The sequence below is a fragment of the Halomonas sp. LBP4 genome, assembly GCF_003202205.1.
Taxonomy (GTDB): Bacteria; Pseudomonadota; Gammaproteobacteria; order Pseudomonadales; family Halomonadaceae; genus Halomonas; species Halomonas flagellata.
The window spans coordinates 703,151-726,654 of the sequence record NZ_PDOG01000002.1 but is presented as its reverse complement, the minus strand read 5'-3'; the positions used below and the strand labels follow the sequence as shown (position 1 = coordinate 726,654).

The window sequence follows — 23,504 nt, the reverse complement described above, 5'->3', positions numbered from 1 at the left end:
GCTACGCCGGATCCGGCGACCCCCCGCGGGCGCTGGTGTCGCCCTCGGGGTCGGCCACACCGGCCACACCGGCCTCGCCGGGGCGGCGGCCACTGGCGTCGTGGTCGTCCCCATCGGCATCCGAACCGTCCAGGCGTCCACCGCCGCGGCCTTCCATGCTGACACTGAGCCGAGGCATGCCGAGGTCGAGCCCCTGCTCTTCCATGCGCTGCTTGAGCAGCAGGTTGAAGGCTCGGGCCACGTCCCACTGCATCACCGGTGCGGTTCGCAGCCGCATGCGCAGGAGGGCGCCGCCATCGTCGAAGCTCTCGATCCCCTGCAGCTCCAGAGGCGACCAGATATGGTGGCGCATCATCGGGTCCTGGCGCAGTTCGTCGGCCACTTCCCGCACCAGGGCGATGACATCGTCGACCCTCATGTGGTGGGGCACGCGGACCCGCATCAGGGCGATGCCGAACTGCCGCGACATGTTGTGGATCGAGTCGATGCGGCTGAAGGTGATGATGTGCACGATGCCGTCCAGGTCGCGCAGCCGCACGGTCCGCAGGGTCAGCCCCTCGACGCTGCCCACGTGGCCGTTGATGGTGACGAAGTCGTCGATGGCCAGGGAGTCCTCGATGAGAATGAAGATGCCGGTGATCAGGTCCTGCACCAGGGTCTGGGCGCCGAAGCCGATGGCCAGGCCGATCACCCCCGCGCCGGCCAGCAGCGGGGTGACGTTGACGCCCAGGTTGGCCAGGCCGACGATGGCGGCGATGATCACGATGGTGGCGAAGATCACGTTGCGGATCATCGGCGTGATGGTCTGGGCACGGGCCTGGTTGACCCGTCGCCCGCGGGAGCGCGCCGAGGTGATCAGCGCCCGCTGGATGGCGGTGTCGGCGAAGATCCACGCCAGCCAGGCCAGCAGCACGGTGAAGCCGACCCCCAGCAGCGCCTGCCCGATGCGAGCGCTGGCCACCACTCCCTGCTGGCCGAGCCCGATCAGCGAACCACCCCACACCTGCAGCGAGAGCTCGGCGAAGGCGATCCACGCCAGCACATGGGAGAGCGCATAGCCGAAGCGCTCGAGCCGCTTGCGGTACTCGCTGACGCGACGTCGGCGCGCGGCGCGTTCTGACTGGCGCCGCAATAGCCCGGTCACCACCAGGGTCAGCACCAGCAGCGCCGCGGTGATGATCGAGCGGGCCAGTGCCGTGCCCACATCGCCCACGGTGATGAAGATCGCCACCAGTGACGCCCCCACTATCAGCAGCGCCGGCACATGCCAGAGCCCGCCCACGACACGGATCACCTCGGCCGAGCCGCCGCTGTCGCGCCGCTGGCGGTAGGGACGGTTGCGGATCAGGTGCTTGATCGGCCGCTTGAACTTGAGGATGAAGCGTCCGCTGAGCAGCGCCGCCAGCATGTTGGCCAGCACCGACATCAGGCCGGCCAGCTCGTCGCCGAGCAACGCCACCAGCCGCGACGAGTTGAAGGCATCGCCGAGGGCGACCAGCGCACCGATCATGAACAGCCGGCGTAGCCCCTGCTGCTGGAGGATCTGCACGGCGACGAAGCGATGCCCCCGGGTGAACACCGAGATCACCGTCTCCACCACCACCGAGAGGGTGCGCCCGCACAGCGCCACATAGGCCACCACCAGCACCATGGCACGGCCGGGACTGGCCGGTACCAGCTGGGCGATACCCAGCACCAGGGCGAAGGCCAGCGCCCAAGGCAGCATGCGGCGCAGGAAGTGCGCCGCCAGCAACCGGGCGCGAGGCTCCCGGGGCAGGTCCAGTGGCCAGCCCCGGCGCTTAGCCAGCAATCGACCCAGGGCGATCAGGATCACCAGCAGCCCGACCCAGATGCCCAGCAACACCGCCCCCTCGATCACGAAACGCACCAGCTCGGCATTGCCGGTCTCGACCACCAGCGCACTGAATGCCTGCCAGCCCTGCTCGAGCTGCTCCCCCCAGTGGTCCAGCGGCGAGTCCCCCGCCTCGGCCTGCTCGCCCAGGTCGCTGATGGTCTCGGCCAGGGCGCCGAGCAGCCCCTGACGCGACGCCACCCCATCCTGCTCGGTGGCCTCGCCATGGGCCGCCTGCAGGTCGCGCAGGCTCGCCAGCAGGTCGCGGCGGCGTTGCTCATCCTCCAGGGTAGCGATCACCCGCTCCAGGGACTCCTGAAAGGCCTCGGGATCGTGCGTCTCGCCCGACTCCTCGCCCTCCAGCAGCCCGGACAACCCCAGCTGCTGCGCCTGGACCGGCAGGGCCAGGCAGAGCCCCACCAGCAGCAACCACGCAAGCAGCAGCAGGCGCCCCGCCGGCGCGGAGCATGGGGAAGGTATGGGGCCAGTCGGCGGGCTGGGCAGCATCTCGTCTCCGTCTCGGTCGAGGCAGTCTCCACGGGGCTCGCATGAATCCCGCAGGCAATATGATAGGCTCCGCAAGACCCCCTCGTGTCACGCACAGGATGCCGTCATGACGCCGATACCGCCACCCGAGCCCCGCAATGCCGCAGGCGAGATCCGGCGTGTCGGCGTGGAGATCGAGTTCGCCGGCCTGCCGCCACGGGACACCGCCGAGCTGGTCCGGGGGCTGTTCGGTGGCGAGATCGTGACGGTCAGCGCTCATCGACTCAAGGTCCACCGGACCCGTTGGGGCGACTTCATCATCGAGCTCGATACCCAGTACGCCCATCCCGACGACGAGGTGCTCAACACCGGGCCGAAGGACGACACCGAGTGGGAGCGCCAGCGCCACCAGATGCGTGTCGACTTCCACACCCGCACCCGGGAGCTGATCGGCGACGTGGTCACCGGCCTGGTGCCGACCGAAATCATCTGTCCGCCGGTCCCCTGGGACGAGCTCGACCAGCTCGACGCCCTGTTCGGGGCGCTGCAGGGCCATGGGGCCAAGGGCACCGATGCCAGCCTGCTCTACGGCTTCGGCCTGCACCTCAACCCGGAGGTGCCGAGCCTGGAAGTGGCCGCGGTCCTCGACCACCTGCGCGCCTTCCTGCTGACCGCCGAATGGCTGCGCGAACAGATCGACATCGACATCACCCGGGAAGTGCTGCCCCATGCCAATCCCTTCCCCAAGCCCTATGCGCTCAAGGTGCTCGCCCCGAACTATGCCCCGGACGTCGACACCCTGATCGGCGACTACCTGGAGTACAACCCGACGCGCAACCGCGAGCTGGACATGTTCCCGCTGTTCGCCTGCCTGCGACAGGACTACCCCCACCCCCTGTTCACCCACCGTCTGGTCAAGCCGCGCCCGACCTTTCACTATCGGCTCCCCAATGCCCAGCTCTCCGAGCCCGGCTGGGGCTCGGTGGTGGAGTGGAACCGCTGGGTGGAGGTCGAGAAGCTGGCCGCCGATCCGCAGCGGCTGGCCGAGCGGGCCACCGCCTACGTGATCAAGCACACCCGGTCGCCGATCCTCCGCTGGCTGCAGAAGCTGCGTGGCTGGATGGGGGCAACGTGAGCCGCGACCTCCCGTCCCGCCCACTGATCGGCATCACCACCTCCGACGACAAGAGCCAGATCGCCTGGCGCTTCGACTGGTTCGCGGTGTGGCGCCACGGCGGCCGCCCCCTGCGGCTGTCCCCCTCGCGCCCCTGGCCGGGACACCTCGACGGCCTGATCGTGGGGGGCGGTGATGACATCCAGGCCCACCTCTACGGCGGCGAGGTGCAGCTCGACGTGCGGGTCGATCCCCAGCGCGACGAGCTGGAGCTCGAGCTGCTCGAGCATTTCATCCCCCGGGGCATCCCGGTGCTGGGCATCTGCCGCGGCGCCCAGCTGATCAACGTTCACCAGGGCGGCACCCTGGACCCGGACATCTACACCACCCACGAGGGGCTCAAGCGCCGGCGGACCGTGCTGCCGCGCAAGACCGTGGACATCGTCGGCGACAGCCGGCTGCACCGCGTCCTCGGCGTGAGCTGGTGCCGCATCAACAGCCTCCATCACCAGGCGGTGCAGCGGGCCGGCCACGGCATCGAGATCGTCGCCCGCGACCGCGACGGCCTGGTCCAGGGCATCGAATCACGCGACCACGACTTCCTGATCGGCGTGCAGTGGCACCCGGAGTGGCTGCTCTTCAACCGGCCACAGCAGCGCCTGATCCGCGCCCTGGTCAAGGCCGCCGGCCGTTCCCGCCACCCATGAAAACGGCCACCGCAAGGGTGGCCGTCGGGAAGTTACCGCGAGGTGCGCCGTTTCAGCTCTCGAGGCTCGCCTCCAGGGTGATCTCGGCATTCAGCAGCTTCGACACCGGGCAGCCACCCTTGGCCTTCTCGGCCGCCTCCTCGAAGGCGGCCCGGTCGGCACCGGGCATCCGCACCCGGGTCTCCAGGTGCACGGCGGTGATGCTGAAGCCATCGTCGCCCTGGTCCAGGGACACCGTCGCCCGGGTATCGATGCTCTCGGCCTCCATGCCGGCCTCGCCCAGGATCAGCGACAGCGCCATGGAGTAGCAGCTGGCGTGGGCGGCACCGATCAGCTCCTCGGGATTGGTACCGGCCTCGCCCTCGAAGCGCTGCCTGAAGTCATAGGGCGTTTCCTGCAGCACGCCGCTCTCGGTGGACACCGTGCCCTTGCCGTTCTTCAGACCACCCTGCCAGCGGGCGGATGCCGTCTTCTTGATACTCATGAATCGCTCTCCTTGTCTAAATCGCACCCAAAGTGTAGACGGCACTCAACCGAGTGCCTTCAGCGCCGCCTCGTAGTCCGGCTCCTGCTTGATCTCCTCGACCAGCTCGCCGTGAATCACCCGGTCCTGCTCGTCGAGCACCACCACCGCCCGGGCGCAGAGGCCGGACATCACGCCGCTGCAGAGATCGACGCCCCAGTCCCGGTGGAACTCGGGGTGGCGGAAGGTGGAAAGCGTCTCCACGTGGTCCAGCCCCTCGGCGCCGCAGAAGCGCTTGGCGGCAAAGGGCAGGTCCGCGGACACCACCAGCACCACGGTATCAGCCATGGTGGAGGCCAGCTCGTTGAACTTGCGCGTCGAGGTGGCGCAGGTGGGGGTGTCGACGCTGGGGATGATGTTGAGCACCTTGCGCTTGCCGGCGTAATCGGCGAGCGTCACGTCGGCCAGCTCGATGTTGGTCAGGGTCAGCGGTGGCGCCGCCTGGCCGACGGCCGGAAAGTCGCCGGCCACGTCCACCGGGACGCCGGCGCGGGTTACCTGTTTCATGCGAACTCCTCGTTCGTGGCGGGATAAGACATGTCAGGGATGCTGCGCCTACAGCCTACCCCAGTCGCCGGCCGCCGGTCAGCCTCGGCGCGTCTCGTCGCGAAGCGCCACCAGGGTCTCGGCAAGCCGGTCCCGGCCCAGCCGGTGCATCTCGGCGATATTGCGCTCGGGGATCTGTGCCGGATCATCGGGGTAGTGGGCCAGCGCCTGCTCCAGGCTCGCCTCGCGCAGCAGGTGCAGCATCGGCCAGGGCGAACGGTTGGTGAAGTTGCCGGGGTCATCCGGCTCAGCATCCTCGAAGCAGTAGTCGGGGTGAAAGCTCGCCAGTTGGTAGATCCCCTCGTAGCCCTGCCGGGTCAGCAGTTTTTCGGCGATGGCCAGCAGGTCGAGGTAGTCATCGAAGTCCTCGACGCCGCGGGTCAGCACCAGCAGGGTGGTCTCGATGCCGGGGGTCTCGTCGAGCCGCTCGCACTCCTCGATGAGCGTCAGCAGGGCGGTCTCCCAGTCGTCGGCGGCCACCCCGGCATAGCGAATGGTGCCGCGGGCGAGCTCGCGGCCGGCGAAGGGGCAGACATCGTGGGCGACCACGAAGGTCTCGACCCAGGTGCGGGTCGTGGCGAGATAGCGGGAATCGGGCGAAGTCATGGCGGGGCTCGGCAGGGGGCGGCCCCCCATGGTCGACCGCCGTCGGCCGGATTGCAAAGCCGCATGCCATGTCGCAGCATGAAGGCTCGGCCTTCGAGGTAGGCTGCCCTTCCCGAGGCCCACCAGCGAACCGACAGAGGACCGCCATGGCTGACAGCCCCCTGCCCCGGGTCCGACTCCCGGCCACCGCCGCCCAGCCTGCTTGCGACCTGCCCGCCATCGGTCAGGGCACCTGGTACATGGGCGAGGGCCTGGCCCCGCGGCGCGACGAGGTGCGCGCCCTGCAGCAGGGGCTCGAGCTCGGCCTGACGCTGATCGACACCGCCGAGATGTACGCCGACGGCGGCGCCGAGGAGGTGGTCGGCGAGGCCCTCGCCGGCCGTCGCGACAGCGCCTTCCTGGTCTCCAAGGTCTACCCTTGGAACGCCGGGCGTGACAACGCCATCGCCGCCTGCGAGCGCAGCCTCTCGCGACTCGGGACCGACCACCTGGACCTCTACCTGCTGCACTGGCCCGGCAGCATCCCCCTGGAGGAGACCCTGGAGGCCTTCGAGCGCCTGCGCGAGAGCGGCAAGATCCGCCGCTTCGGCGTCTCCAACTTCGACGTGGACGAGATGGAGGCCCTCGCCGGCGTCCCCGGCGGTGGCGACTGCGCCGTGAACCAGGTGCTCTACCACCTCGGCTCCCGGGGCATCGAGCACTCGCTGCGGCCCTGGCAACGCCGCCACGCCATGCCGCTCATGGCTTACTGCCCGCTGGCCCAGGCCGGCGGCCTGCGCCGCGAGCTGCTCACCCACCCCGAGGTGCTGGACCTGGCCGCGGGGCTCGGCGTGACCCCGGCCCAGCTGCTGCTGGCCTGGGCCATCCGGCCGGTCGAGGGCCGGCGCGACGTCTTCGCCATCCCCAAGGCGGTGCAGCGCGAGCATGTCACGCAGAACGCCGCCGCGCTGGCCATCGAGCTCGACGACGAGGCCCTGGCCCGGCTCGACGCGGCCTTTCCGCCGCCGAAGCGAAAAGTCCCGCTGGATATCGTCTAGGGGTTACTTTCCCCGCCGGGAGGCCAGCCGATCGGCCAGCCGCGTCGGCTCGGGCAGCTTGGTGCGCCCCAGGCAGCGCACCACCCAGTCGAGCGCCGTAACCAGCGTGATACGATGGCCGGGCGAGACGAAGACCGGCTTGACGCCGCTGCGCGAACGCAGCACGGCGCCGATGGTCTCGTCGCCGTCCACCAGTGGCGTCCAGTCGCCGCGCTCGGGGCCCGGCTCGGCGTGACACCCGCAGAGCCGCGACTTGGCCACCCCGATGGTCGGCAGGTCGAGCCACAGCCCCAGGTGGGAGGCCACCCCCAGTCGCCGTGGATGGGCGATGCCCTGGCCGTCGACCATCACCAGCTCGGGCCGCACCGCCAGCTTCTCGAAGGCCGCCAGGGCCGCCGGCACCTCGCGAAACGACAGCAGCCCGGGAATATAGGGCATGCGCGTGGGCTCCCGGTGCACCGCCTCCTCGACCACCTCGAGCCCCGGCACGGCCTTCTCCCCCAGGGCCAGCACCACCACCGCGGCCCGGGTGATCTCGCCGTCCTGCTCGAAGCCGATATCCACCCCGGCGATGTGACGCACCGGCGCGAGGCGATCCTCGCGCTCCACCCGCGGCGCCAGCCGTGTCTGCAGGGCGATGGCCTCCGGCGGCGCGAGGCCCCAGTCGTGCAGTGGTGGCGAAATCATTGCGCATCTCCCTGATCGTCGGCTCCTGTCGCGTTAGACTACGGGCTTTCCACCGTGACGGACCACCGGGAGATGCAGGTGAAGCTGATCCACACCGCCGACTGGCACCTGGGCCAGAGCTTCCATGGCCAGGAGCGCCACGAGGAGCACCGCGCCTTCCTCACCTGGCTGCTCGACACCCTGGCCGAGCGCCGGGCCGATGCCCTGCTGGTCGCCGGCGACCTGTTCGACGTGGTCAACCCCTCGCTGCGAGCCCAGGAGCTGCTCTTCGAGTTCATCGTCAGCGCCCACGAGCGCCTGCCGAGGCTCGACATCGTGCTGATCGCCGGCAACCACGACAGCGGTAACCGCGTCGAGCTGCCCGCCCCGCTGATGCGCCGCCTGCGCACCCACGCCTTGGGCCGGGTCCGCTGGTGCGACGACGGCAGCCTCGATGCCGAGCGGCTGCTGGTGCCGCTCACCGATGCCGAGGGCGAGATCCGTGCCTGGTGCCTGGCGCTGCCCTTCCTGCGCCCGGCGGAGGTGACCGGCAACGGCATCGCCCGCGACATCACCGACGACATCGACGGCGACGGTGGCAATGACTATGTCGCCGGCATCACCCGCGTGCACCGGCAACTGATCGAGGCCGCCCGCCGCCGGCGCGCCCCCGGCCAAGCCCTGGTGGCCATGAGCCACGCCCACCTGCACGGCGCGGCGGTCTCCGAGGCCAGCGAACGGCCCATCGTGATCGGCGGCGAGGAGTCGATCTCCGCCAGCCTCTTCCCCGCCGACATCGCCTATGTGGCGCTGGGCCATCTCCACCGCGCCCAGCGCGTCGGCGAGGCGCGCATCCGCTACAGCGGCAGCCCCCTGCCGCTGGACTTCAGCGAGGTCGACTATCCCCATCAAGTGGTGGAGGCGACCCTCGACGGCGAGGCCCTGGCCGGCGTGGAGCCGATCCTCGTACCCCGCCCGGTGGCCATGCAGCGCCTCGGCCCCGCCCCCCTGGAGGCCATCCTCGCCGAGCTGGAAACCCTCGAGCACGACCCCGCCCTGCCCCGGGAGCGCTGGCCCTGGCTCGAGGTCCGCGTCGAGCTCGACGCCCCGGCCCCCGACCTGCGCGCCCGCGTCGAGGCGGCCCTCGACGGCAAAGCGGTGCGCCTGCTGCGACTCCAGCGCCGGCTGCCCGAGGTCGCCCGGGATGCCCGGCCCACCCGGGTCAACCTGGAGGACCTGGGGCCGCGACGGCTCTTCGAGCGCACCTGGCAGAGCCGCTGGAGCGAGCCCCCCGGCCCCGAGATCATGGCGGACTTCGACCGCCTGCTGCAGGACGTGCTGGACGACGCGAGCCGGGAGGAGACCCCATGAAGATCCTCGCCCTGCGCCTGGCCAACCTGGCCTCGCTGCCCGGCCCGCTGGAGCTCGATTTCACCGCACCGCCGCTGCGCGATGCCGGCCTGTTCGCCATCACCGGCCCCACCGGCGCCGGCAAGAGCACCCTGCTCGACGCCCTCTGCCTGGCCCTCTACGGCAGCACGCCGCGGCTGCGCCAGGCCCCCGGCCGCGATGCCCCGCTGCCGGACGTCGGCGAGGAGACACTGAATACCGCCGACCCGCGCACCCTGCTGCGTCGCGGCACCGCCAGCGGCCATGCCGAGGTCGACTTCCTCGGCCGCGACGGGCGCCGCTACCGGGCCCGCTGGGCGGTGCGCCGGGCCCGCGAGAAGGCCGAGGGCCGCCTGCAGGCGGTGGAGCAGTCGCTGCGCGACCTCGACGACGACCGCCTGCTGACCACCCAGAAACGCGAATTCGACCGCCTGCTGCCCGAGCGTCTGGGCCTGACCTTCGACCAGTTCACCCGAGCCGTGCTGCTGGCCCAGAGCGAGTTCGCCGCCTTCCTCCAGGCCGACGACAACGAGCGCAGCGACCTGCTCGAGCGTCTCACCGGCACCGCCGAATACTCCGCCATTTCCATCGCCGCCTACCGGCGTGCCAACGAGGCGAAAAAGCAGGTTGATGCCCTGGAAGCCCGGCTGGCCGACGATCGGCCCGCCGAGCCCGAGGCCCGTGCCGAGCTCGTGCGTGCCGCCCGCGACAGCGATGCCGCCCTGGCCGCGCTCGACCGGCAAGCCGGGACCCTGGCCGCCCGGCGCGATGCCTTCCAGCGCCATCGCCAGCTTCATGACGAACGGGAGGCAGCCCGCTCACGCCATGCCCGGGCCGAACAGGCCTGGCAGGCACTCGCCCCGCGCCGCGCGGAGCAGGCCCAGCTCGAGGCCCTGGCCCCCCAGCGCCACCGCTTTGCCCATCGGGAACGACTCGAGGCGGACCTGGCCCGCCTCAACGAGGCCCGGACCGCCACCCGCCACCAGCTGGCCCAGGCCGAGCAGGCACTCGACCGGCATGTCACGACACTGCAGGCCGCCGAGACGGCACTGGCCCAGGCGATGCGGGACAGCGACCAGGCCCGACCGGCCCTCCAGGCCGCCCGCGGGCAGGCCGCCCGCCTGGCCGGGCTCGACCGGGAGATCGCGCGAAGCGAGGCCGAGCAACGACGCCAGCGTGACGAGACCGACGGCGTGCAGCGGGAGCTGGCCGAGACCCGGGCGGCCAGCCAGCGGCGACGCCAGGAACGCGACGACCTGGAGGCGAAGCTGCAGACGCACCTGGGCGACGACACCGATATCGGCCGCGCGCGGGGGGCCTGGCAGGCCGCCTTCGAGGCCGCCGCCCACCGGCACCTGGCGCTGGAGGCATTGCAGGGTGCCTGGCAGGCCGCGATTCGCGCCCGGGAGCGCCACGCCGCTCTCGAGGAGAGCCGACGCCAGGACCAGGCGACCCGCGAGCGACTGCTGGTGGAGGGACGCGAGGCCGCCATCCGCCTCGAAGGCCTGGAAGCCGAGCAGCGACGCCTGGTCGAAAGCCTCGAGCGGCTGCGCGCCGCCCGCAGCGAGAGCGTGGTCTGGCTACGCGACCGGCTGCGGGAGGGCGAGCCCTGCCCCGTCTGTGGCGGACGCGACCACCCCTGGCGGCACCATCCCCCCGAGACGCCGGAAGCCGCCCGGCTCGCCGCCACCGAAGCCGAGGAGGAGCGCCAGCAGCAGGAAGCCGAGACGCGCACCGCCGCCGCCCGGGAACGGCACCACCAACTGCAGGGCGAGTATCGCGCGCTGGACGCCCGACTCCGGCAGCACGAAAAGGATCTCGAGCGCGCCGCCCGTGAGCGTGCCGAAGCCGACGACACCCTGGCCGGCCAGGCGCTGGTCACGGAGCTCGAGCCCGTGGCCGAGACCGAACGGTCCGCCTGGCTGACACGAGAGCTGGCGACCGCACGCCAGGCACGCGACCGGGCCCGCGAGGCGCTGCAGACGATCGAGGCCGCCGAGGCGCGCCTGGCGCCACTGCGCGAGGCGCTCCAGCGTGACGAACTCACCCTGGGCAAGCTCGCCACCCGGCAGGAGAGCCTGGAGGAGGCCCAGCGGCGGCTCGCGGCCGAGCTCGCTCCCCAGCGCAGGCAGCGCCAGGCGCTGGCCGAGGAGTTGGCCGAGGTCCTGGGCGAGCACGCCTCGCCGGATGCCTGGCAGGCGGCCCTGGAACAGGCCGTGGAGAACGCCCGGGCGGGACTGGAGGCTGCCCGACGTGACCACCAGGCAGGACAGAGCGAACGGGACCGGCTCGACCAGCAGGCGACCTATCAGCGCCGGCAGGCCGAGACCCTGACCAACGAACGCGACGAGCTCGTGCGCAGCCTCGATGCCTGGCGTCGCCGGCATCCCAAGCTGGACGACGCCACCCTGGCGCGACTGCTGGCCGTGGACGAGGCCGGGATCGACGCGCGCCGCCAGGAACTCGAGAGCGCCGATCGCGAACGGCACGCCGCCGGGGTCAGCCTCGACGAACGCCAGCGGGCCCTGGTCGCCCACCGTCGAGACGCCTTCCCGGAGATCCCGGCCACCACCCCCGAGGAGGCGATCGAGGCCAAACTGCATGCCCTGAGTCAGCGACTCGACGAGGAGGAGCGCGACCTGGCGCCACGACGGCAGGCCGCCCGTGACGCCCGCGACGCCGCCATGCACGCCCTGCGCGACGACGACCGCCGGCGCGACCGCCAGCGCGAGGGCCGGGCCGAACTCGACGCCGCCCGGGCCGAGCAGGTGCGCTGGGGGCGGATCAGCGAACTGATCGGCTCCGCCGACGGCAAGGCCTTCCGGCGCATCGCCCAGGCCTACAACCTGGAGCGGCTGCTGGACCAGGCCAACGCCCATCTGGGCGGCCTGACCCGCCGCTACCTCCTGGAACGTGGCGGCAGCCCCCTGGGCCTGCTGGTGGTGGACCGGGACATGGCCGACGAGCGCCGCTCGGTGCACTCGCTCTCCGGCGGCGAGACCTTCCTGGTCTCCCTGGCCCTGGCGCTGGGCCTGGCGTCCATGGCATCGGGAGAGCTCACCATCGAGTCGCTGTTCATCGACGAGGGCTTCGGCAGCCTCGATCCGCAATCCCTGGCGCTGGCCATGGAGGCGCTGGACGGCCTGCAGGCGCTGGGCCGACGCGTGGGGGTGATCTCCCATGTCCAGGAGATGCACGAGCGCATTCCGGTGCAGGTGCACGTGGAGCCGCTGGGCAACGGCACCAGCCGGGCCAGGTTGGTCAGTGTGTGAGGGAGCGGAGGCTTGCGAGCAGTTCGGGGATCTGCGTCTGGACGATGCTCCAGACGATATCGTCATCGATCCCAAGGTAGGCCAGCACCTTTTCGGCGAAGCCGATCATGTCCTCGATATAGAAACGCCACTCCCGCCAGGAGCCTGTCGGATTTGACCGATCGTCGCGAGAGAGTCGGATTTCGAGACAAGTTTATCGATCTGATGAGGCGAATAGCCCGCTATTTAACGAATCAGATCGAATGAAGTTGGCCGAAAGACCGGCTCTCGCAGTAGATCAGCGTTAAGTCCGACAGGCTCCTGGGCCGGCTCTCAGACATGCATGGCCTCGCGCTCGATGAAGGGACGTAGCTCAGGTCGCAGCGCCTTGTCGGTCACCAGATCGACGGGGCGTCCCAGCAGATCCTCCAGATAGAACTGCAAACCGAAGTAGCGATCTGCCGTGGCCGGGCCATCGAAGCTCACCAGGATATCGATGTTGCTACTCTTCTCTGCCTCGTCTCGTGCCATGGCTGATGACGACGCACGGCACCGGCATTGGGGGCAGGACAGGTCAAGAAATCCACCTGGTAGGGATCCGGCAGAAGGTCCCCGGTGTCGTTGCGAAATATTGGGCAACCCGGAGAGTAGATCACCCTGTGGGAGTACAGCAGGGACGACGTTGTACGATGGTACTCGTAGTATTCCGGGCACCGGAGCAGGCTGCTGTACAGCCCCGAGCTTCGGGCCAGGCTCTCCTCCTGGGCCTGACTCCCGCCGAGAAAACCGCCGCCAGGCTTTCTTGCCGAGGCGAAGTTAAGCACGCCGACTCGCTGCCCTTCGCCGACATCACAGAGGCTGGATGCACCAGAGAGCGTACTTTCGTTGATCACCTCAAGGGTCGTTCGCTTGTCCGGTGTGGCATGCGAAAGGGCCCCATCGCGGAGCTGGTAGAGGTCATGTGGGCCGAAGTGCCGTGTGCCGGCGAGGCAATTCTGGAGAACGCCGGAAATGTCGACCTGCTTGTCCCCGCGCACGGCATAACGTCCCTCCTCAAGAATCTCCAGGGTTTCCGAGGCGATCTTGGCTCTCGCTTTCCGACTCATTATTTCCTCTTGACCACCATGATTAACATCATTCTAGCTAGGGGGACCCCCCGATTTCTTTGGCAAGGAGGTTCATGATCTGGGCCAGAGTCGTGACCCCGTCATGGCCGCCGTAGATCCCATGATCTCCGGTATCTGAACGCTGGCTCCATGCCTGCTTGATTCACAGCCAACCGGGTCGGTGTCGCCTGACAGTTCGCGAATCCTGACCTGCAGGTCATGGCGACGGTAGTCGATATCGAAGGCCATCACCTCGAGGAGGGTGGCGTGGCGCGTGCTGACCAGCCGCGGCGCCGAGTGGTGAACGAAGCGCGCGCCGTCCAGCGTCAGTTGCAGGCGCGGCAGGCCATCCGCGTCGTACTCCAGGCGCAGCGACTCGAATCGCCAGGCCAGCGGCGCGTCCTCGGCACAGCTCGCCAGGTCCACGGGAATGCCCGGCGTGAGCTCGACACGTTGCCGCTCCAGTTCCCTGCCCTGCTCATCGGTCACCACCAGCCGGTAGGTGCGCGCCCTCCTGGCCGACATGCCCCCCTCGTTAAGCTCCGCCAGCAGCGCGGCACGCGCGGGATCGACCTGCCCCACGACAAGGCGGCGGAGTCGCCCGGCGCGGCCCATCAGGGTGCCTCGGCGTCTGGCAAACCACTGAGATAGCGGATGGCATCGATCGCCACACGCGGATGTCGCGACTCCAGCACGATGTGGCTGGGGCCCAGCGTGGTGTGCAGGTTCGCCTCCAGCAGCGTCTCGCCGCGGAAGGTGATGGTCAGGCGTTCGCCCTGATGTGTGGAGAGCAGGCCGTGGAAGGCCCCGAAACACGACGGGGTTTCCGGCATGTCGAAGCGCAGGTGCACCCGGTCATCCTCGGTGACGACATGGTCGACCCATCGCGCGCAGTCCGGGGTCAGCACGAAGCGCTCGCCGCCCATGGCGAAGATCACGCCCGCCTCCTCGGCCTGGGCAGTCGGCGCCGACAGGAACAGCGCAGCAACCAGCGGCAGGTACAGCATGGCTTCCTCCCAACCCCCAATTCGCTCAGCATAGCAACAGGCGTTCCAACCTGATGGCATGGCTACCCAAGCCATGGAAACAGTGGCCCAAGATTGCCACACCCCACCATGCACCATATACTGTACATAAAGATGTACATGAGGCCTTCCATGGAAGCCATCAGCTATACCGCCGCACGCAGCCACCTGGCCAAGACCATGCAGCAGGTCTGCGACGACCACGCACCCATCACCATCACCCGCAGCAAGGCCCCTTCGGTGGTGATGATCTCTTTGGAAGACTATGAAGCCTTGCAGGAGACCGCCTACCTGCTGCGCTCGCCGAAGAACGCCCGCCGTCTGCTCGAATCCATCGCCCAACTCGAAAACGGTGAAGGTCAGGATCGGAAGCTCATCGAGGAATGAAGCTCACGTTCTCCGAGCACGCCTGGGAGGAATATCTCTACTGGCAGAAGACTGACAAGAAGGTGTTGCGTCGGATCAACCAGTTGATCAAGGAGATCCAACGCACGCCCTTCGAGGGCATCGGCAAACCGGAACCGCTCAAGCACGGCCTGGCCGGCTACTGGTCGAGACGCATCAACGACGAGCACCGCCTAGTCTACAAGGTCACGGAGGATGCGCTGCTGATCGCTCAGCTTCGCTACCATTACTGAGGCTCGAGGAGAAAGTGGATGTCCTTTTCTGTGACCGATTGAACTGGTCTAATTGGAGCGGACACCCCGAAGACTGTTTGATCCAGGTTTCCCAGCAGCGCCTGGAGGCCATCACCGTGCTCCAGGGCGAACAGCTCGGTCGCCTCCCCACGCCCTATCAATTCGACCTTGAGCGAAGCGAGCACCGTGCGGGCCTCTTCCAGGGCGGGCGGTTGGCCACCGGCCTGCGCGTTGGGCTCGGTCAACAGGCCTTCATCGTAACGCTGCAGCAGCAGGAAGGTCTGCGCATAGCGGGTCACGATATCGACGAGGCCCCGACCACTGGCGGTATCGAGGGCGGGGCTGCCGGCCGTCTTGCGTACCGGTGCCATGGCGGCCTCCAGCTCGCGGGCATTCTCCTCGAAGCGCTGGTCGATGAAGTCGCCCCGGAGCCCGGCCGCTACAGTCGGATGCGCTCCATGAAGCCGCCCCAGAACAGGCGCTTGCCGTCGAAGGGCAACTTGGCGTGGTCCAGCATGTCGGCCAGACGGGGGTCGTTCATCACCTGTTCGAGGATGCGATTGCGATCCTCGCAGGAGGCGTAGCGCACCCAGGCGAAGATCACCGTCTCGCCCGGCTCCAGCTTGACGCTCCGGGGAAAGGAGGTGTGCTCGCCCGGCTTGACGTCATCGGCCACGCACTCGACGTACTCCAGGGCCCCGTACTCCTTCCAGATCTCGCCGGCATGGCGCGCCAGGCGCAGGTAGTCATCCAGCCGCTCGAGCGGCACCGGCAGGACAAAGCCATCGACATAGCTCATGGGACTCTCCTCCCTCGACGAGAGGGACAGTCTGCAGAGGGTAACCCTTCATAGCGTGGATCAGGACGGGGCCGCCCTCAAGCGCGGCCGTCGCTCAGCGCAGGCGCCGGTCGGACACCGCCATCAGCTCGCGCTTGTCCTCGACGCCGATGCCCAGCCCGCGGGCCAGGCGCTGTCCATAGGTGATGGGGACCTCGAGCGAGACCAGGGTGTCGGCGAAGAAGCGGTTGTGGGTGGCATGGGCGATGGCCAGACCGTCGGCCGCTCGTGTTAGGCTGACAGCAGACCGATTCACCCAGGATCCTCTCATGATGACCGCCAAGCAGTTGCTCGAGCGACTGGTGGGCTTCCCCACCGTCTCCCGTGACTCCAACCTGGAGCTGATCCACTTCGTGGAAGCCTTTCTCGACGAATACGGTGTCGAGCACTGGCGCATCGAGAACGATGATGGCAGCAAGGCCAACCTGCTGGCCCGCATCGGCCCGGCGGTGGCAGGCGGCGTGGTGCTCTCCGGCCATACCGACGTGGTCCCGGTGGACGGCCAGCCCTGGTCGACGGACCCCTTCGTGCTGGTCGACAAGGACGACGGCCGTCTCTACGGGCGCGGCAGCTGCGACATGAAGGGCTTCATCGCCTGCGCCCTGGCCCAGGTACCGAGCTGGGCGAGAATGGAGCTGGAAAAGCCGATCTACCTGGCCCTCTCCTACGACGAGGAGGTCGGCTGCCTCGGCGCCCCGCGCATGATCGAGCGCCTGCTGGCCGATCACCCTCGCCCGGCGGCGGTGATCGTCGGCGAGCCGACGATGATGCAGCCGGTGGTGGCCCACAAGGGCAGCACCAACCTGCGCACCACCGTCACCGGCCGTGCTTCCCACTCCAGCCAGGTCAACCAGGGGGTCTCGGCGGTCCATGTCGCTGCACGGCTGGTGACGAGGATCGAGGACGTGATGGCCGAGCTCAGGGCCGAGGGCCGCGTGGACGAAGCCTTCAACGTGGTCCACTCCAGCCTGCACGTGGGCAGGATCAGTGGTGGCACGGCGATCAACATCATGGCCCGGGAGTGCCGCTTCGACTGGGAGATCCGCCACCTGCCCCAGGATCGCTTCGAGGACCTGCTCGGGCGGGTCGATGCCTATGCCCGGGAGCTCGAGGCACGGATGCGCGAGCGCGCCCCGGAGGCGAGCATCGTCACCGAACCGCTGACCCGTACCGTGCCGGCGCTGGCCGACGACAACAATGCCGAGGTACTGGCGCTCTGCTGCGAGCTGCTCGGCGAGCGGCCCGCCGGAGCGGTGGCCTACGCCACCGAGGCCGGCCAGTTCCAGCGCGAGGGGCTGCCCACGGTGATCTGCGGCCCCGGCAGCATCGGCCAGGCCCACCAGCCCGACGAGTACCTCGAGATCGAGCAGCTCGAGGCGTGCACCCGATTCATGGAGCAGCTGGGCGCACGACAGCAGCGTCACGGCTGAGCGCCCCTGCTGTCACGGCGATCGCCCCGGCCCTAGCCCGAATATTGCACCAAGTTGCTCTCGCCCTCGCTTGCCCCTTGATCCCACAGGCTTTCTCCCTCACTCGACCGTACACCCCGGTACGGCACTCGATCGGGATAACGCCTGTGAAACCAATTGGCTGCGCGATCATCGCGGCACCTGATGCAACATCCGGGCTAGCGGGGCGGTCGCCGGACGTTGGTCGGATTGTCAAAATGTTCAACATATGACACCGTACAACGAAATTTCCTCGGGAATCCGCCCGTGAAGGCAAGATCGCTCAAAGCGTCCCAACGTCCCAGTGTCGCCGACTTTCTGGCCGAGGCCATCTTCTCCGGTCGCTATCAGCCCGGGGACTTCGTGCCCAAGGAAATCGACCTCTGCGAGCAGTTCGCCATCAACCGCTCCGCGGTGCGCAGCGACCTGCGGCAACTGGTCGATGTCGGTATCATCGAACGCATCTCGGGGCACGGCTCCAAGGTCCGGGACTACGAGGCGTGGAACATCCTCGACCCCGCCGTGACCGAATGGATGACCCGCTACGCCTCCCCCAACCCCAGGATCCAGCGCGAAATTCTCGCCTTCCGCCTGGATGTCGAGCCCTATGTCGCCATGACCGCCGCCAGGCGGGCCAAGGCGCGCGACCTGGTCGCCATCGAGGAGGCCTTCGAGGGCATGGGGCAGAACCTGCACAAGGCGAGCAGTCCCGAAGATCGTCGCCTGCACAGCGATTATGACGTCGCTTTCCATATCGCCATCTACAAGGCGACCCACAATATCGTCTGGGCCCAGCTCTCGCATATCCTGCGCCCCTCCATCTACCTGCTGATCGAGATGTCCAATGTCAGCACTGCCAACCCCGAAGAGAGCCTCGAGCGGCATCGCCAAGTGATGGAATGCATTCGCGCACGCCAGCCCCGCGACGCTTTCCTGGCGGCCCAGGCGGTACTCGAGGGCACTGCCCAGGCACTGGGCATCGAGCCCGGGAAGAACATCCTGGGCCGCGACCTGGGGCTGGCAACGACTCAGTGATACTCGGTGGACATCCGATAGGCTGCCGGCATCACACCGCTCACGCACGGCTTCACCCGAAACAGCCCGCCGGCCAGCCCCTCTTCGTCACGCTCCACAGCCGCGCTGGTAATGAACAACTGATCCAACCGTGGCCCACCGAAGGTGCAGGACGTCACCCGCGAGGCCGGTAGCGTCAAGGTCTCGTCCAAACCGCCATCGGGCCGGAATCGGCTCACACGACCACCATCCCAGTGCGCGACCCAAAGCCCACCTTCGACATCGCAGGTCATGCCATCGGGAAACCCCTGGGTCGCGTTAAAGCGCACATGTTCGCGCTTGTTGGACAATTCACCATCCGGCGAAAGGTCGAAGGCGTAGATGACGCCCAGCGGCGTATCGCTGTGATAGAGGGTAGCGCCATCGGGGCTGATGGCCGGGCCGTTGGCGACTCGATAACCGGTATCCACGCGTACCGGACCGTGCCGATCCAGACGATATAGCGAGCCACTGGGGCGCTCGGCATCATCGTCCATGGAGCCGAACCACAAGCGGCCCTGGGGGTCGACCTTGGCATCGTTGAAGCAGTTGCCTGCCGGCTCGTCGCCGGGAGTTGCCCATTCGGCGACGATATTCGGCCCGCTCTCGCTCAGTCGCAAATGCACCAGTCGCGAACGCAGTCCGGCAATGAAGCCATCGCCATCCTCTCGGGGCGCCAGCCAGCAACAAGCTTCCTCCAACGCCCAGCCATGCGTGTCACCGCTGGCTAGGTCATAGGCATGCAGGCGTGCCCTGAGGATATCGACGAACACCAGCCACCCCATGGCGCCAAGCCCCGGACACCACAAGGGGCCCTCGCCGAGCATCGCCCGGCCGCGCCACACGCATTCGATCTTCGATGCATCCACCATGGTGCTCAGCCTCAGTGTGAATGACGCGGCACCTCGGCGCCGCGCTTGCCGACCAGGAAGTCGAAATCGCAGCCCTCATCGGCTTGCAGTACATGCTCGATGTAAAGCTGGCGATAGCCGCCATCACTGGCGATGCGCCGCGACTTCTCGGTGGGGTCGCTCTCCGCCAGGCGGGCCTCGAGCTCGCCATCGCTGATGTCCAGGTGCAGCCGCCCAGCCTCGCAATCGAGCTCGATCCAATCGCCATCGCGCACCGCCGCCAGCGGCCCGCCGGCGGCGGCCTCGGGTGCCACGTGCAATACCACGGTACCGTAGGCAGTGCCGCTCATCCGCGCGTCGGAAATGCGCACCATGTCGGTGATGCCCTGTTCCAGCAGCTTGGCCGGCAGCCCCATGTTGCCGACCTCGGCCATGCCGTGATAGCCGCGCGGCCCACAGTGCTTCATCACCAGGATGCTGTCGGCATCGACTTCCAGGTCGGGGTCGTTGATGCGCGCCTTGTAGTCGTCGAAGTTCTCGAACACCACCGCGCGGCCGCGGTGCTGCATCAGCTCGGGGCTGGCCGCCGAGGGCTTGAGCACCGCCCCGTTGGGGGCCAGGTTGCCTCGCAGCACGCACATGCCACCATCCTCGCGCAGGGGGGTATCCAGCGGGCGAATCACAGCATCGTTGTAGAGCGGGGCATCGGCGGCGTTCTCCCACAGCGTCTTGCCATTGACCGTCAGGGCGTCCTTGTGCGGCAGGCGATCGGCCTCGCCGAGGCGCCGGAGCACCGCGGGCAGCCCGCCGGCGTAATAGAACTCCTCCATCAGGAAGCGCCCCGAGGGCTGCAGGTCGACGATGGTCGGGGTGCCGCGGCCGATCCGGGTCCAGTCGTCTAGGTCCAGGTCGACGCCGATGCGTCCGGCGATGGCCTTGAGGTGGATCACCGCGTTGGTGGAGCCGCCGATGGCGGCATTGGTGCGAATGGCATTCTCGAACGCCTGGCGGGTCAACACCTTGGACAGTGTCAGGTCCTCGTCGACCATTTCGACGATGCGCATGCCGGAAAGGTGCGCCAGCACGTAGCGGCGTGAATCCACCGCGGGAATCGCCGCGTTGTGCGGCAGCGAGGTACCCAGCGATTCGGCCATGCAGGCCATGGTCGATGCCGTGCCCATGGTGTTGCAGGTGCCCGCCGAGCGCGACATCCCCGCCTCGGCGGCCATGAAATCGTGTATCGAGATCTTGCCGGCCTTGACCTCCTCGGAGAGCTGCCAGACCACGGTGCCCGAACCGATGTCCCTACCCTGGTGCTTGCCGTTGAGCATGGGCCCACCGGTGACCACGATGGTCGGCAGGTCACAGCTCGCCGCCCCCATCAGCAGCGCCGGAGTGGTCTTGTCGCAACCCACCAGCAACACCACAGCATCCATGGGGTTGCCGCGAATCGCCTCTTCGACGTCCATGCTCGCCAGGTTGCGAGTGAACATCGCCGTGGGGCGCAGGTTGGACTCGCCGTTGGAGAACACCGGGAACTCCACCGGGTAGCCGCCGGCTTCCAATACCCCCTTCTTGACATGCTCGGCGAGCTTGCGGAAGTGGGCGTTGCAAGGCGTCAGTTCCGACCAGGTGTTGCAGATGCCGATGATCGGCTTGCCCTGGAATTCGTGATCGGGAATGCCCTGGTTCTTCATCCAGCTGCGGTACATGAAGCCGTTCTTGTCGGCACTGCCGAACCACTGGGCGGAACGCAAAGGACGCTTGCGATCGGTCATACACATATCTCCTGCAAGGAAAGCGAATCAGGCGCGCTGGCGTCGGGTCTGCTTCCAGCGGTCGAACATCACCGCCAGAAGCAGAATGGCGCCACGCACCAGGTACTGATAGAAGGTCGGCACATTGAGCAGGCCCATGGCATTCTGCACGCAGCCCATGATCAGCACCCCGACCAGCACCCCAGTGATCGAGGCGACGCCACCGGACAACGCCACGCCGCCCAGTACACAGGCCGAGATGACGGCTAATTCGAGGCCCATCGAGGTATTGGGATCGCCGAGCCCCATGCGCGAGGTCAGCAGCACACCGGCGATGCCGGCGACAACCCCTTGCAGGCCGAAGACGATGATCTTGAGCCGACGCACGTTGACCCCGGCCAGGGCCGCCGCCTCGGGATTGCCGCCGGTGGCCAGCACGTTGCGGCCGAAGGCGGTCATGTTGAGCAGCACGCCGAAGATCACGAAGCAGACGATCATGGTCCACACCGGCAGCGTCAGCCCCAGGAAGGAAGCGCTACCCAGGTCGAAGAAGCCCGGCACGGTGATCATCACCGCATCGCCGCCGGAGGTGATGTAGGCCAGGCCGCGAACGAACTCCATGGCGGCCAGGGTGGCGATCAGCGAATTGATGCCGAAGCGTGCCACCACGAAGCCATTGAAGGCCCCCACGGCCCCGCCGGCTACCACGCCTCCCAGTACCCCGATGACGACACTGCCGGACGTCGAGGTCACGACTGCTGCCACCACCCCGGCAAAAGCCACGATGGAGGCTACCGAAAGGTCCACCTCACCCAGTGCCAGGACCATCATCATGGTGGTGGCGATGGTGCCAATCAGGGTCACCGAGAGCAGCAACCCGACCATGTTGCGACCGGTCAGGAAGTCGGGAATGAATACGGACAGTGCCACGAACAGCACGACGAAGATGGCGATCAGCCCGGAGGTGTCCAGCAGGGTGCGCAATGGCTTGACCAGTCCCTGGCGTCCCTGGGGCTGCCCTGGAGACTGAAGGTCGGCAGGCGTGCTATCGCTCTGAGCAAGCTTGTTGGTCGTCATGACGGTGTCTCTTCATTGTTGTCTTGGCGTAAGGATTCAGGCAGGTAAGGCCAGCCCCAGCAGACGTTCGGGGGTCGCCTCGTCACGCGGCACGATGTCGACCAGCTCGCCGTCGCGCATCACGCCGATGCGATCGCAGATCGAGCTGACCTCGGCCAGGTCGCTGGAGATCACCACCACGCTCTTGCCCTGGTCGGCCAGGTCGTAGAGCAGGGTGTAGATATCGCGACGGGCGCCGACATCGATGCCCCGCGTGGGCTCGTCCATGACAAATAGTTCGATCTCCTCGGACAGCCAGCGGGCCAGGATCACCTTCTGCTGATTGCCGCCGGACAGGGTGTTGATGCGCGTCTTCGGGCCCGGCGTCTTGATGCTCAAGCGGCGGATATAGTCCTGGGTATTGGCGAGCTCACGACGCGGGTTGCGGAACATGCCCCAACGCTTGAAGAAGCGCCGACAGCTGACATTGAGGTTGTCGGTCACGCTGGCGACGGGGAAGATACCCTGCGACTTGCGATCCTCCGGGCACATGGCGATGCCGGCGCGAATGGCCTCCGCCGGGCTCCGGAAGCGGCGCGCCTCGCCGCCGAAGCGCACTTCTCCCGAGGTGGGTGTTTCCACGCCGCAGACCAAGCGCATCAGTTCACTGCGCCCCGCACCGACCAGCCCAAACAGGCCGAACACCTCACCCCGCTTAACGCTGAAGCTCACCGGCGCGTTCACGCCTCGTCCTTCTATAGCGTCGATTTCGACCAACACCTCACCCTGCTCACGAGTGCGGTAGCCGTAGACGTCTTCGATGTCGCGGCCCACCATCTCGCTGACCAGAGTGTCGTGATCGAGGGCCTCGAGGCTGTCATGCGTACGGATGTGCCGGCCGTCGCGAAACACCGTGACCGCGTCGCACATCTCGAAGACTTCCTCCATGCGGTGAGTGACGTAAAGCACTACTCGCCCTTCGTCGCGCAGGCGCTTGACGATGCGCTTGAGCTGACGGATTTCCTGTACCGACAGGCTGCTGGTCGGTTCGTCGAAGGCGATCACCTTGGCATCGCGCAACAGGGCGCGCCCGATCTCGATCATCTGCTGCTGGCCGATGGACAGCTCGCGCACCCTGGTGGAGGGGTGGATGTCCTCCTCACCGAGATCCTTGAGGATCCGCAGTGCCTGCTCGCGCAGCCGGCGGCGATCGATGAAACCTCGACTGGCGGGCAGTTGGCCCAGCAACAGGTTCTCGGCGACCGACAGGTTCGGCGACAGCGTCAATTCCTGGTAGATGATGGCGATGCCCTGGCCCAGAGCCTCCCTAGCATTGGAGAACACATGGCGCTCGCCATCGATCGACAGAGCGCCCTCGGTGACCCGATTGACGCCGCTGAGCACCTTGAGCAGGGTCGACTTGCCGGCACCGTTCTCGCCCATCAGCGCGTGCACCTGACCGGCATGGGCGCCGAAACTGACGCCATCGAGGGCACGCACGCCGGGAAATTCGACGCTGATGCCATCGAAGCGAAGATAGGGTTCAGACATGATC

General features: G+C 67.9%; 26 protein-coding genes. 9 read left to right on the top strand and 17 right to left on the bottom strand.

Annotated elements, in window-relative coordinates; translation table 11 throughout:
• Position 1: 1 nt before the first annotated feature.
• Entirely contained in the window at positions 2-2,359 is a 2,358-nt protein-coding gene (locus CR157_RS10400) for a mechanosensitive ion channel domain-containing protein (RefSeq protein WP_110283436.1), read from the bottom strand.
• A 106-nt stretch (positions 2,360-2,465) separates the two neighbouring features.
• Between CR157_RS10400 and CR157_RS10395 the strand changes: the two genes are divergently transcribed.
• Positions 2,466-3,473: an amidoligase family protein gene (locus CR157_RS10395; RefSeq protein ID WP_110283435.1), complete on the top strand. Its 1,008-nt coding sequence runs from the start codon at positions 2,466-2,468 to the stop codon at positions 3,471-3,473.
• A complete protein-coding gene (locus tag CR157_RS10390) occupies positions 3,470-4,159 on the top strand; it encodes a gamma-glutamyl-gamma-aminobutyrate hydrolase family protein (RefSeq protein WP_110283434.1) in 690 nt (229 codons plus the stop codon). The genes CR157_RS10395 and CR157_RS10390 overlap by 4 nt, the downstream gene beginning before the upstream one ends.
• Positions 4,160-4,211: 52 nt before the next feature.
• Here the strand turns inward: CR157_RS10390 and CR157_RS10385 are convergent, their stop codons facing one another.
• From CR157_RS10385 to CR157_RS10375, 3 genes are all read right to left on the bottom strand, one after another.
• Complete coding sequence (locus CR157_RS10385) at positions 4,212-4,643, bottom strand: OsmC family protein (protein ID WP_110283433.1); 432 nt, start codon at positions 4,641-4,643, stop codon at positions 4,212-4,214.
• A 45-nt stretch (positions 4,644-4,688) separates the two neighbouring features.
• Positions 4,689-5,189, bottom strand: a complete 501-nt coding sequence (gene tpx, locus CR157_RS10380) for a thiol peroxidase (protein WP_110283432.1) — start codon at positions 5,187-5,189, stop codon at positions 4,689-4,691.
• Positions 5,190-5,267: 78 nt separating this feature from the next.
• A complete protein-coding gene (locus CR157_RS10375; RefSeq protein ID WP_110283431.1) occupies positions 5,268-5,834 on the bottom strand; it encodes a DUF1415 domain-containing protein in 567 nt (188 codons plus the stop codon).
• Between the two features lie 146 nt (positions 5,835-5,980).
• Here CR157_RS10375 and CR157_RS10370 point away from each other — a divergent pair, with 146 nt between their 5' ends.
• Entirely contained in the window at positions 5,981-6,871 is an 891-nt protein-coding gene (locus CR157_RS10370) for an aldo/keto reductase (RefSeq protein WP_110283430.1), read from the top strand.
• A gap of 3 nt (positions 6,872-6,874) precedes the next feature.
• On the opposite strand, the gene nfi is transcribed toward CR157_RS10370, so the two are convergent.
• A complete protein-coding gene (gene nfi / locus CR157_RS10365) occupies positions 6,875-7,555 on the bottom strand; it encodes a deoxyribonuclease V (RefSeq protein ID WP_110283493.1) in 681 nt (226 codons plus the stop codon).
• A 75-nt stretch (positions 7,556-7,630) separates the two neighbouring features.
• Between nfi and CR157_RS10360 the strand changes: the two genes are divergently transcribed.
• Positions 7,631-8,908, top strand: coding sequence for an exonuclease SbcCD subunit D (locus CR157_RS10360; RefSeq protein WP_110283429.1), 1,278 nt, complete (start codon positions 7,631-7,633; stop codon positions 8,906-8,908).
• On the top strand, positions 8,905-12,198 hold the full coding sequence (locus tag CR157_RS10355; protein WP_110283428.1) for an AAA family ATPase: 3,294 nt from the start codon (positions 8,905-8,907) through the stop codon (positions 12,196-12,198). The genes CR157_RS10360 and CR157_RS10355 overlap by 4 nt, the downstream gene beginning before the upstream one ends.
• Here the strand turns inward: CR157_RS10355 and CR157_RS10350 are convergent.
• From CR157_RS10350 to CR157_RS10330, 5 genes are all read right to left on the bottom strand, one after another.
• The gene (locus CR157_RS10350) at positions 12,188-12,307 is read right to left on the bottom strand and encodes a HepT-like ribonuclease domain-containing protein (RefSeq protein ID WP_110283427.1); all 120 of its coding nucleotides are present in this window, start codon (positions 12,305-12,307) and stop codon (positions 12,188-12,190) included. The two genes, CR157_RS10355 and CR157_RS10350, sit on opposite strands and share 11 nt — an antisense overlap.
• Before the next feature lie 203 nt (positions 12,308-12,510).
• Positions 12,511-12,708: a nucleotidyltransferase family protein gene (locus CR157_RS10345; protein WP_110283426.1), complete on the bottom strand. Its 198-nt coding sequence runs from the start codon at positions 12,706-12,708 to the stop codon at positions 12,511-12,513.
• Positions 12,660-13,283, bottom strand: a complete 624-nt coding sequence (locus CR157_RS23320; protein ID WP_110283425.1) for a TIGR02452 family protein — start codon at positions 13,281-13,283, stop codon at positions 12,660-12,662. The genes CR157_RS10345 and CR157_RS23320 overlap by 49 nt, the downstream gene beginning before the upstream one ends.
• A 72-nt stretch (positions 13,284-13,355) precedes the next feature.
• Positions 13,356-13,808 (bottom strand): hypothetical protein, encoded by a 453-nt coding sequence (locus tag CR157_RS10335; RefSeq protein ID WP_146218668.1) that lies wholly within the window; start codon positions 13,806-13,808, stop codon positions 13,356-13,358.
• Positions 13,809-13,897: 89 nt separating this feature from the next.
• Positions 13,898-14,290 (bottom strand): hypothetical protein, encoded by a 393-nt coding sequence (locus CR157_RS10330; protein ID WP_110283423.1) that lies wholly within the window; start codon positions 14,288-14,290, stop codon positions 13,898-13,900.
• A gap of 150 nt (positions 14,291-14,440) precedes the next feature.
• Here CR157_RS10330 and CR157_RS10325 point away from each other — a divergent pair, with 150 nt between their 5' ends.
• Complete coding sequence (locus tag CR157_RS10325) at positions 14,441-14,695, top strand: type II toxin-antitoxin system Phd/YefM family antitoxin (RefSeq protein ID WP_110283422.1); 255 nt, start codon at positions 14,441-14,443, stop codon at positions 14,693-14,695.
• Positions 14,692-14,946: a Txe/YoeB family addiction module toxin gene (locus CR157_RS10320; protein ID WP_046079907.1), complete on the top strand. Its 255-nt coding sequence runs from the start codon at positions 14,692-14,694 to the stop codon at positions 14,944-14,946. Before CR157_RS10325 ends, CR157_RS10320 begins: the two co-directional genes overlap by 4 nt.
• Here the strand turns inward: CR157_RS10320 and CR157_RS10315 are convergent.
• The 3 genes from CR157_RS10315 to CR157_RS22585 form a co-directional block, all read right to left on the bottom strand.
• Complete coding sequence (locus CR157_RS10315) at positions 14,940-15,317, bottom strand: hypothetical protein (protein ID WP_219999925.1); 378 nt, start codon at positions 15,315-15,317, stop codon at positions 14,940-14,942. The genes CR157_RS10320 and CR157_RS10315 overlap by 7 nt on opposite strands.
• Before the next feature lie 68 nt (positions 15,318-15,385).
• The gene (locus CR157_RS10310; RefSeq protein WP_110283421.1) at positions 15,386-15,745 is read right to left on the bottom strand and encodes a DUF1428 domain-containing protein; all 360 of its coding nucleotides are present in this window, start codon (positions 15,743-15,745) and stop codon (positions 15,386-15,388) included.
• Positions 15,746-15,839: 94 nt separating this feature from the next.
• Positions 15,840-16,040: a hypothetical protein gene (locus tag CR157_RS22585; RefSeq protein ID WP_181422027.1), complete on the bottom strand. Its 201-nt coding sequence runs from the start codon at positions 16,038-16,040 to the stop codon at positions 15,840-15,842.
• 16 nt (positions 16,041-16,056) lie between these two features.
• On the opposite strand from CR157_RS22585, the gene argE reads away from it, so the two are divergent.
• Complete coding sequence (gene argE, locus CR157_RS10300) at positions 16,057-17,214, top strand: acetylornithine deacetylase (protein ID WP_110283492.1); 1,158 nt, start codon at positions 16,057-16,059, stop codon at positions 17,212-17,214.
• A 285-nt stretch (positions 17,215-17,499) separates the two neighbouring features.
• Positions 17,500-18,267 (top strand): FadR/GntR family transcriptional regulator, encoded by a 768-nt coding sequence (locus CR157_RS10295; protein WP_110283420.1) that lies wholly within the window; start codon positions 17,500-17,502, stop codon positions 18,265-18,267.
• On the opposite strand, the gene CR157_RS10290 is transcribed toward CR157_RS10295, so the two are convergent.
• From CR157_RS10290 to araG, 4 genes are read right to left on the bottom strand one after another with little or no spacing between them, the layout of a single operon-like run.
• Positions 18,261-19,157 carry an SMP-30/gluconolactonase/LRE family protein gene (locus CR157_RS10290; RefSeq protein ID WP_110283419.1) on the bottom strand — a complete coding sequence of 299 codons (897 nt, stop codon included), beginning with the start codon at positions 19,155-19,157 and terminating at the stop codon, positions 18,261-18,263. The genes CR157_RS10295 and CR157_RS10290 overlap by 7 nt on opposite strands.
• An 11-nt stretch (positions 19,158-19,168) precedes the next feature.
• Entirely contained in the window at positions 19,169-20,914 is a 1,746-nt protein-coding gene (locus CR157_RS10285) for an IlvD/Edd family dehydratase (protein WP_110283418.1), read from the bottom strand.
• A 27-nt stretch (positions 20,915-20,941) separates the two neighbouring features.
• Positions 20,942-21,970, bottom strand: coding sequence for an L-arabinose ABC transporter permease AraH (gene araH, locus CR157_RS10280; RefSeq protein WP_110283417.1), 1,029 nt, complete (start codon positions 21,968-21,970; stop codon positions 20,942-20,944).
• Positions 21,971-22,006: 36 nt separating this feature from the next.
• Positions 22,007-23,500 (bottom strand): L-arabinose ABC transporter ATP-binding protein AraG, encoded by a 1,494-nt coding sequence (araG, locus tag CR157_RS10275; protein WP_110283491.1) that lies wholly within the window; start codon positions 23,498-23,500, stop codon positions 22,007-22,009.
• Positions 23,501-23,504: the final 4 nt, after the last annotated feature.

Excerpts from the sequence above, each read along its gene's own strand:
- CR157_RS10350 (WP_110283427.1), bottom strand. The coding sequence starts at position 12,307 with ATGATCGGCTTCGCCGAAAAGGTGCTGGCCTACCTTGGGATCGATGAC.
- araH (WP_110283417.1), bottom strand. The coding sequence starts at position 21,970 with ATGACGACCAACAAGCTTGCTCAGAGCGATAGCACGCCTGCCGACCTT.
- CR157_RS10325 (WP_110283422.1), top strand. The coding sequence starts at position 14,441 with ATGGAAGCCATCAGCTATACCGCCGCACGCAGCCACCTGGCCAAGACC.
- CR157_RS10315 (WP_219999925.1), bottom strand. The coding sequence starts at position 15,317 with ATGGCACCGGTACGCAAGACGGCCGGCAGCCCCGCCCTCGATACCGCC.
- CR157_RS10375 (WP_110283431.1), bottom strand. The coding sequence starts at position 5,834 with ATGACTTCGCCCGATTCCCGCTATCTCGCCACGACCCGCACCTGGGTC.
- CR157_RS10400 (WP_110283436.1), bottom strand. The coding sequence starts at position 2,359 with ATGCTGCCCAGCCCGCCGACTGGCCCCATACCTTCCCCATGCTCCGCG.
- CR157_RS10355 (WP_110283428.1), top strand. The coding sequence starts at position 8,905 with ATGAAGATCCTCGCCCTGCGCCTGGCCAACCTGGCCTCGCTGCCCGGC.
- tpx (WP_110283432.1), bottom strand. The coding sequence starts at position 5,189 with ATGAAACAGGTAACCCGCGCCGGCGTCCCGGTGGACGTGGCCGGCGAC.
- araG (WP_110283491.1), bottom strand. The coding sequence starts at position 23,500 with ATGTCTGAACCCTATCTTCGCTTCGATGGCATCAGCGTCGAATTTCCC.
- CR157_RS10320 (WP_046079907.1), top strand. The coding sequence starts at position 14,692 with ATGAAGCTCACGTTCTCCGAGCACGCCTGGGAGGAATATCTCTACTGG.
- CR157_RS10360 (WP_110283429.1), top strand. The coding sequence starts at position 7,631 with ATGCAGGTGAAGCTGATCCACACCGCCGACTGGCACCTGGGCCAGAGC.
- CR157_RS10285 (WP_110283418.1), bottom strand. The coding sequence starts at position 20,914 with ATGACCGATCGCAAGCGTCCTTTGCGTTCCGCCCAGTGGTTCGGCAGT.
- CR157_RS10330 (WP_110283423.1), bottom strand. The coding sequence starts at position 14,290 with ATGCTGTACCTGCCGCTGGTTGCTGCGCTGTTCCTGTCGGCGCCGACT.
- CR157_RS10385 (WP_110283433.1), bottom strand. The coding sequence starts at position 4,643 with ATGAGTATCAAGAAGACGGCATCCGCCCGCTGGCAGGGTGGTCTGAAG.
- argE (WP_110283492.1), top strand. The coding sequence starts at position 16,057 with ATGACCGCCAAGCAGTTGCTCGAGCGACTGGTGGGCTTCCCCACCGTC.
- CR157_RS10395 (WP_110283435.1), top strand. The coding sequence starts at position 2,466 with ATGACGCCGATACCGCCACCCGAGCCCCGCAATGCCGCAGGCGAGATC.
- CR157_RS10290 (WP_110283419.1), bottom strand. The coding sequence starts at position 19,157 with ATGGTGGATGCATCGAAGATCGAATGCGTGTGGCGCGGCCGGGCGATG.
- CR157_RS10335 (WP_146218668.1), bottom strand. The coding sequence starts at position 13,808 with ATGTCGGCCAGGAGGGCGCGCACCTACCGGCTGGTGGTGACCGATGAG.
- CR157_RS10345 (WP_110283426.1), bottom strand. The coding sequence starts at position 12,708 with ATGGCACGAGACGAGGCAGAGAAGAGTAGCAACATCGATATCCTGGTG.
- CR157_RS23320 (WP_110283425.1), bottom strand. The coding sequence starts at position 13,283 with ATGAGTCGGAAAGCGAGAGCCAAGATCGCCTCGGAAACCCTGGAGATT.
- CR157_RS10370 (WP_110283430.1), top strand. The coding sequence starts at position 5,981 with ATGGCTGACAGCCCCCTGCCCCGGGTCCGACTCCCGGCCACCGCCGCC.
- CR157_RS10310 (WP_110283421.1), bottom strand. The coding sequence starts at position 15,745 with ATGAGCTATGTCGATGGCTTTGTCCTGCCGGTGCCGCTCGAGCGGCTG.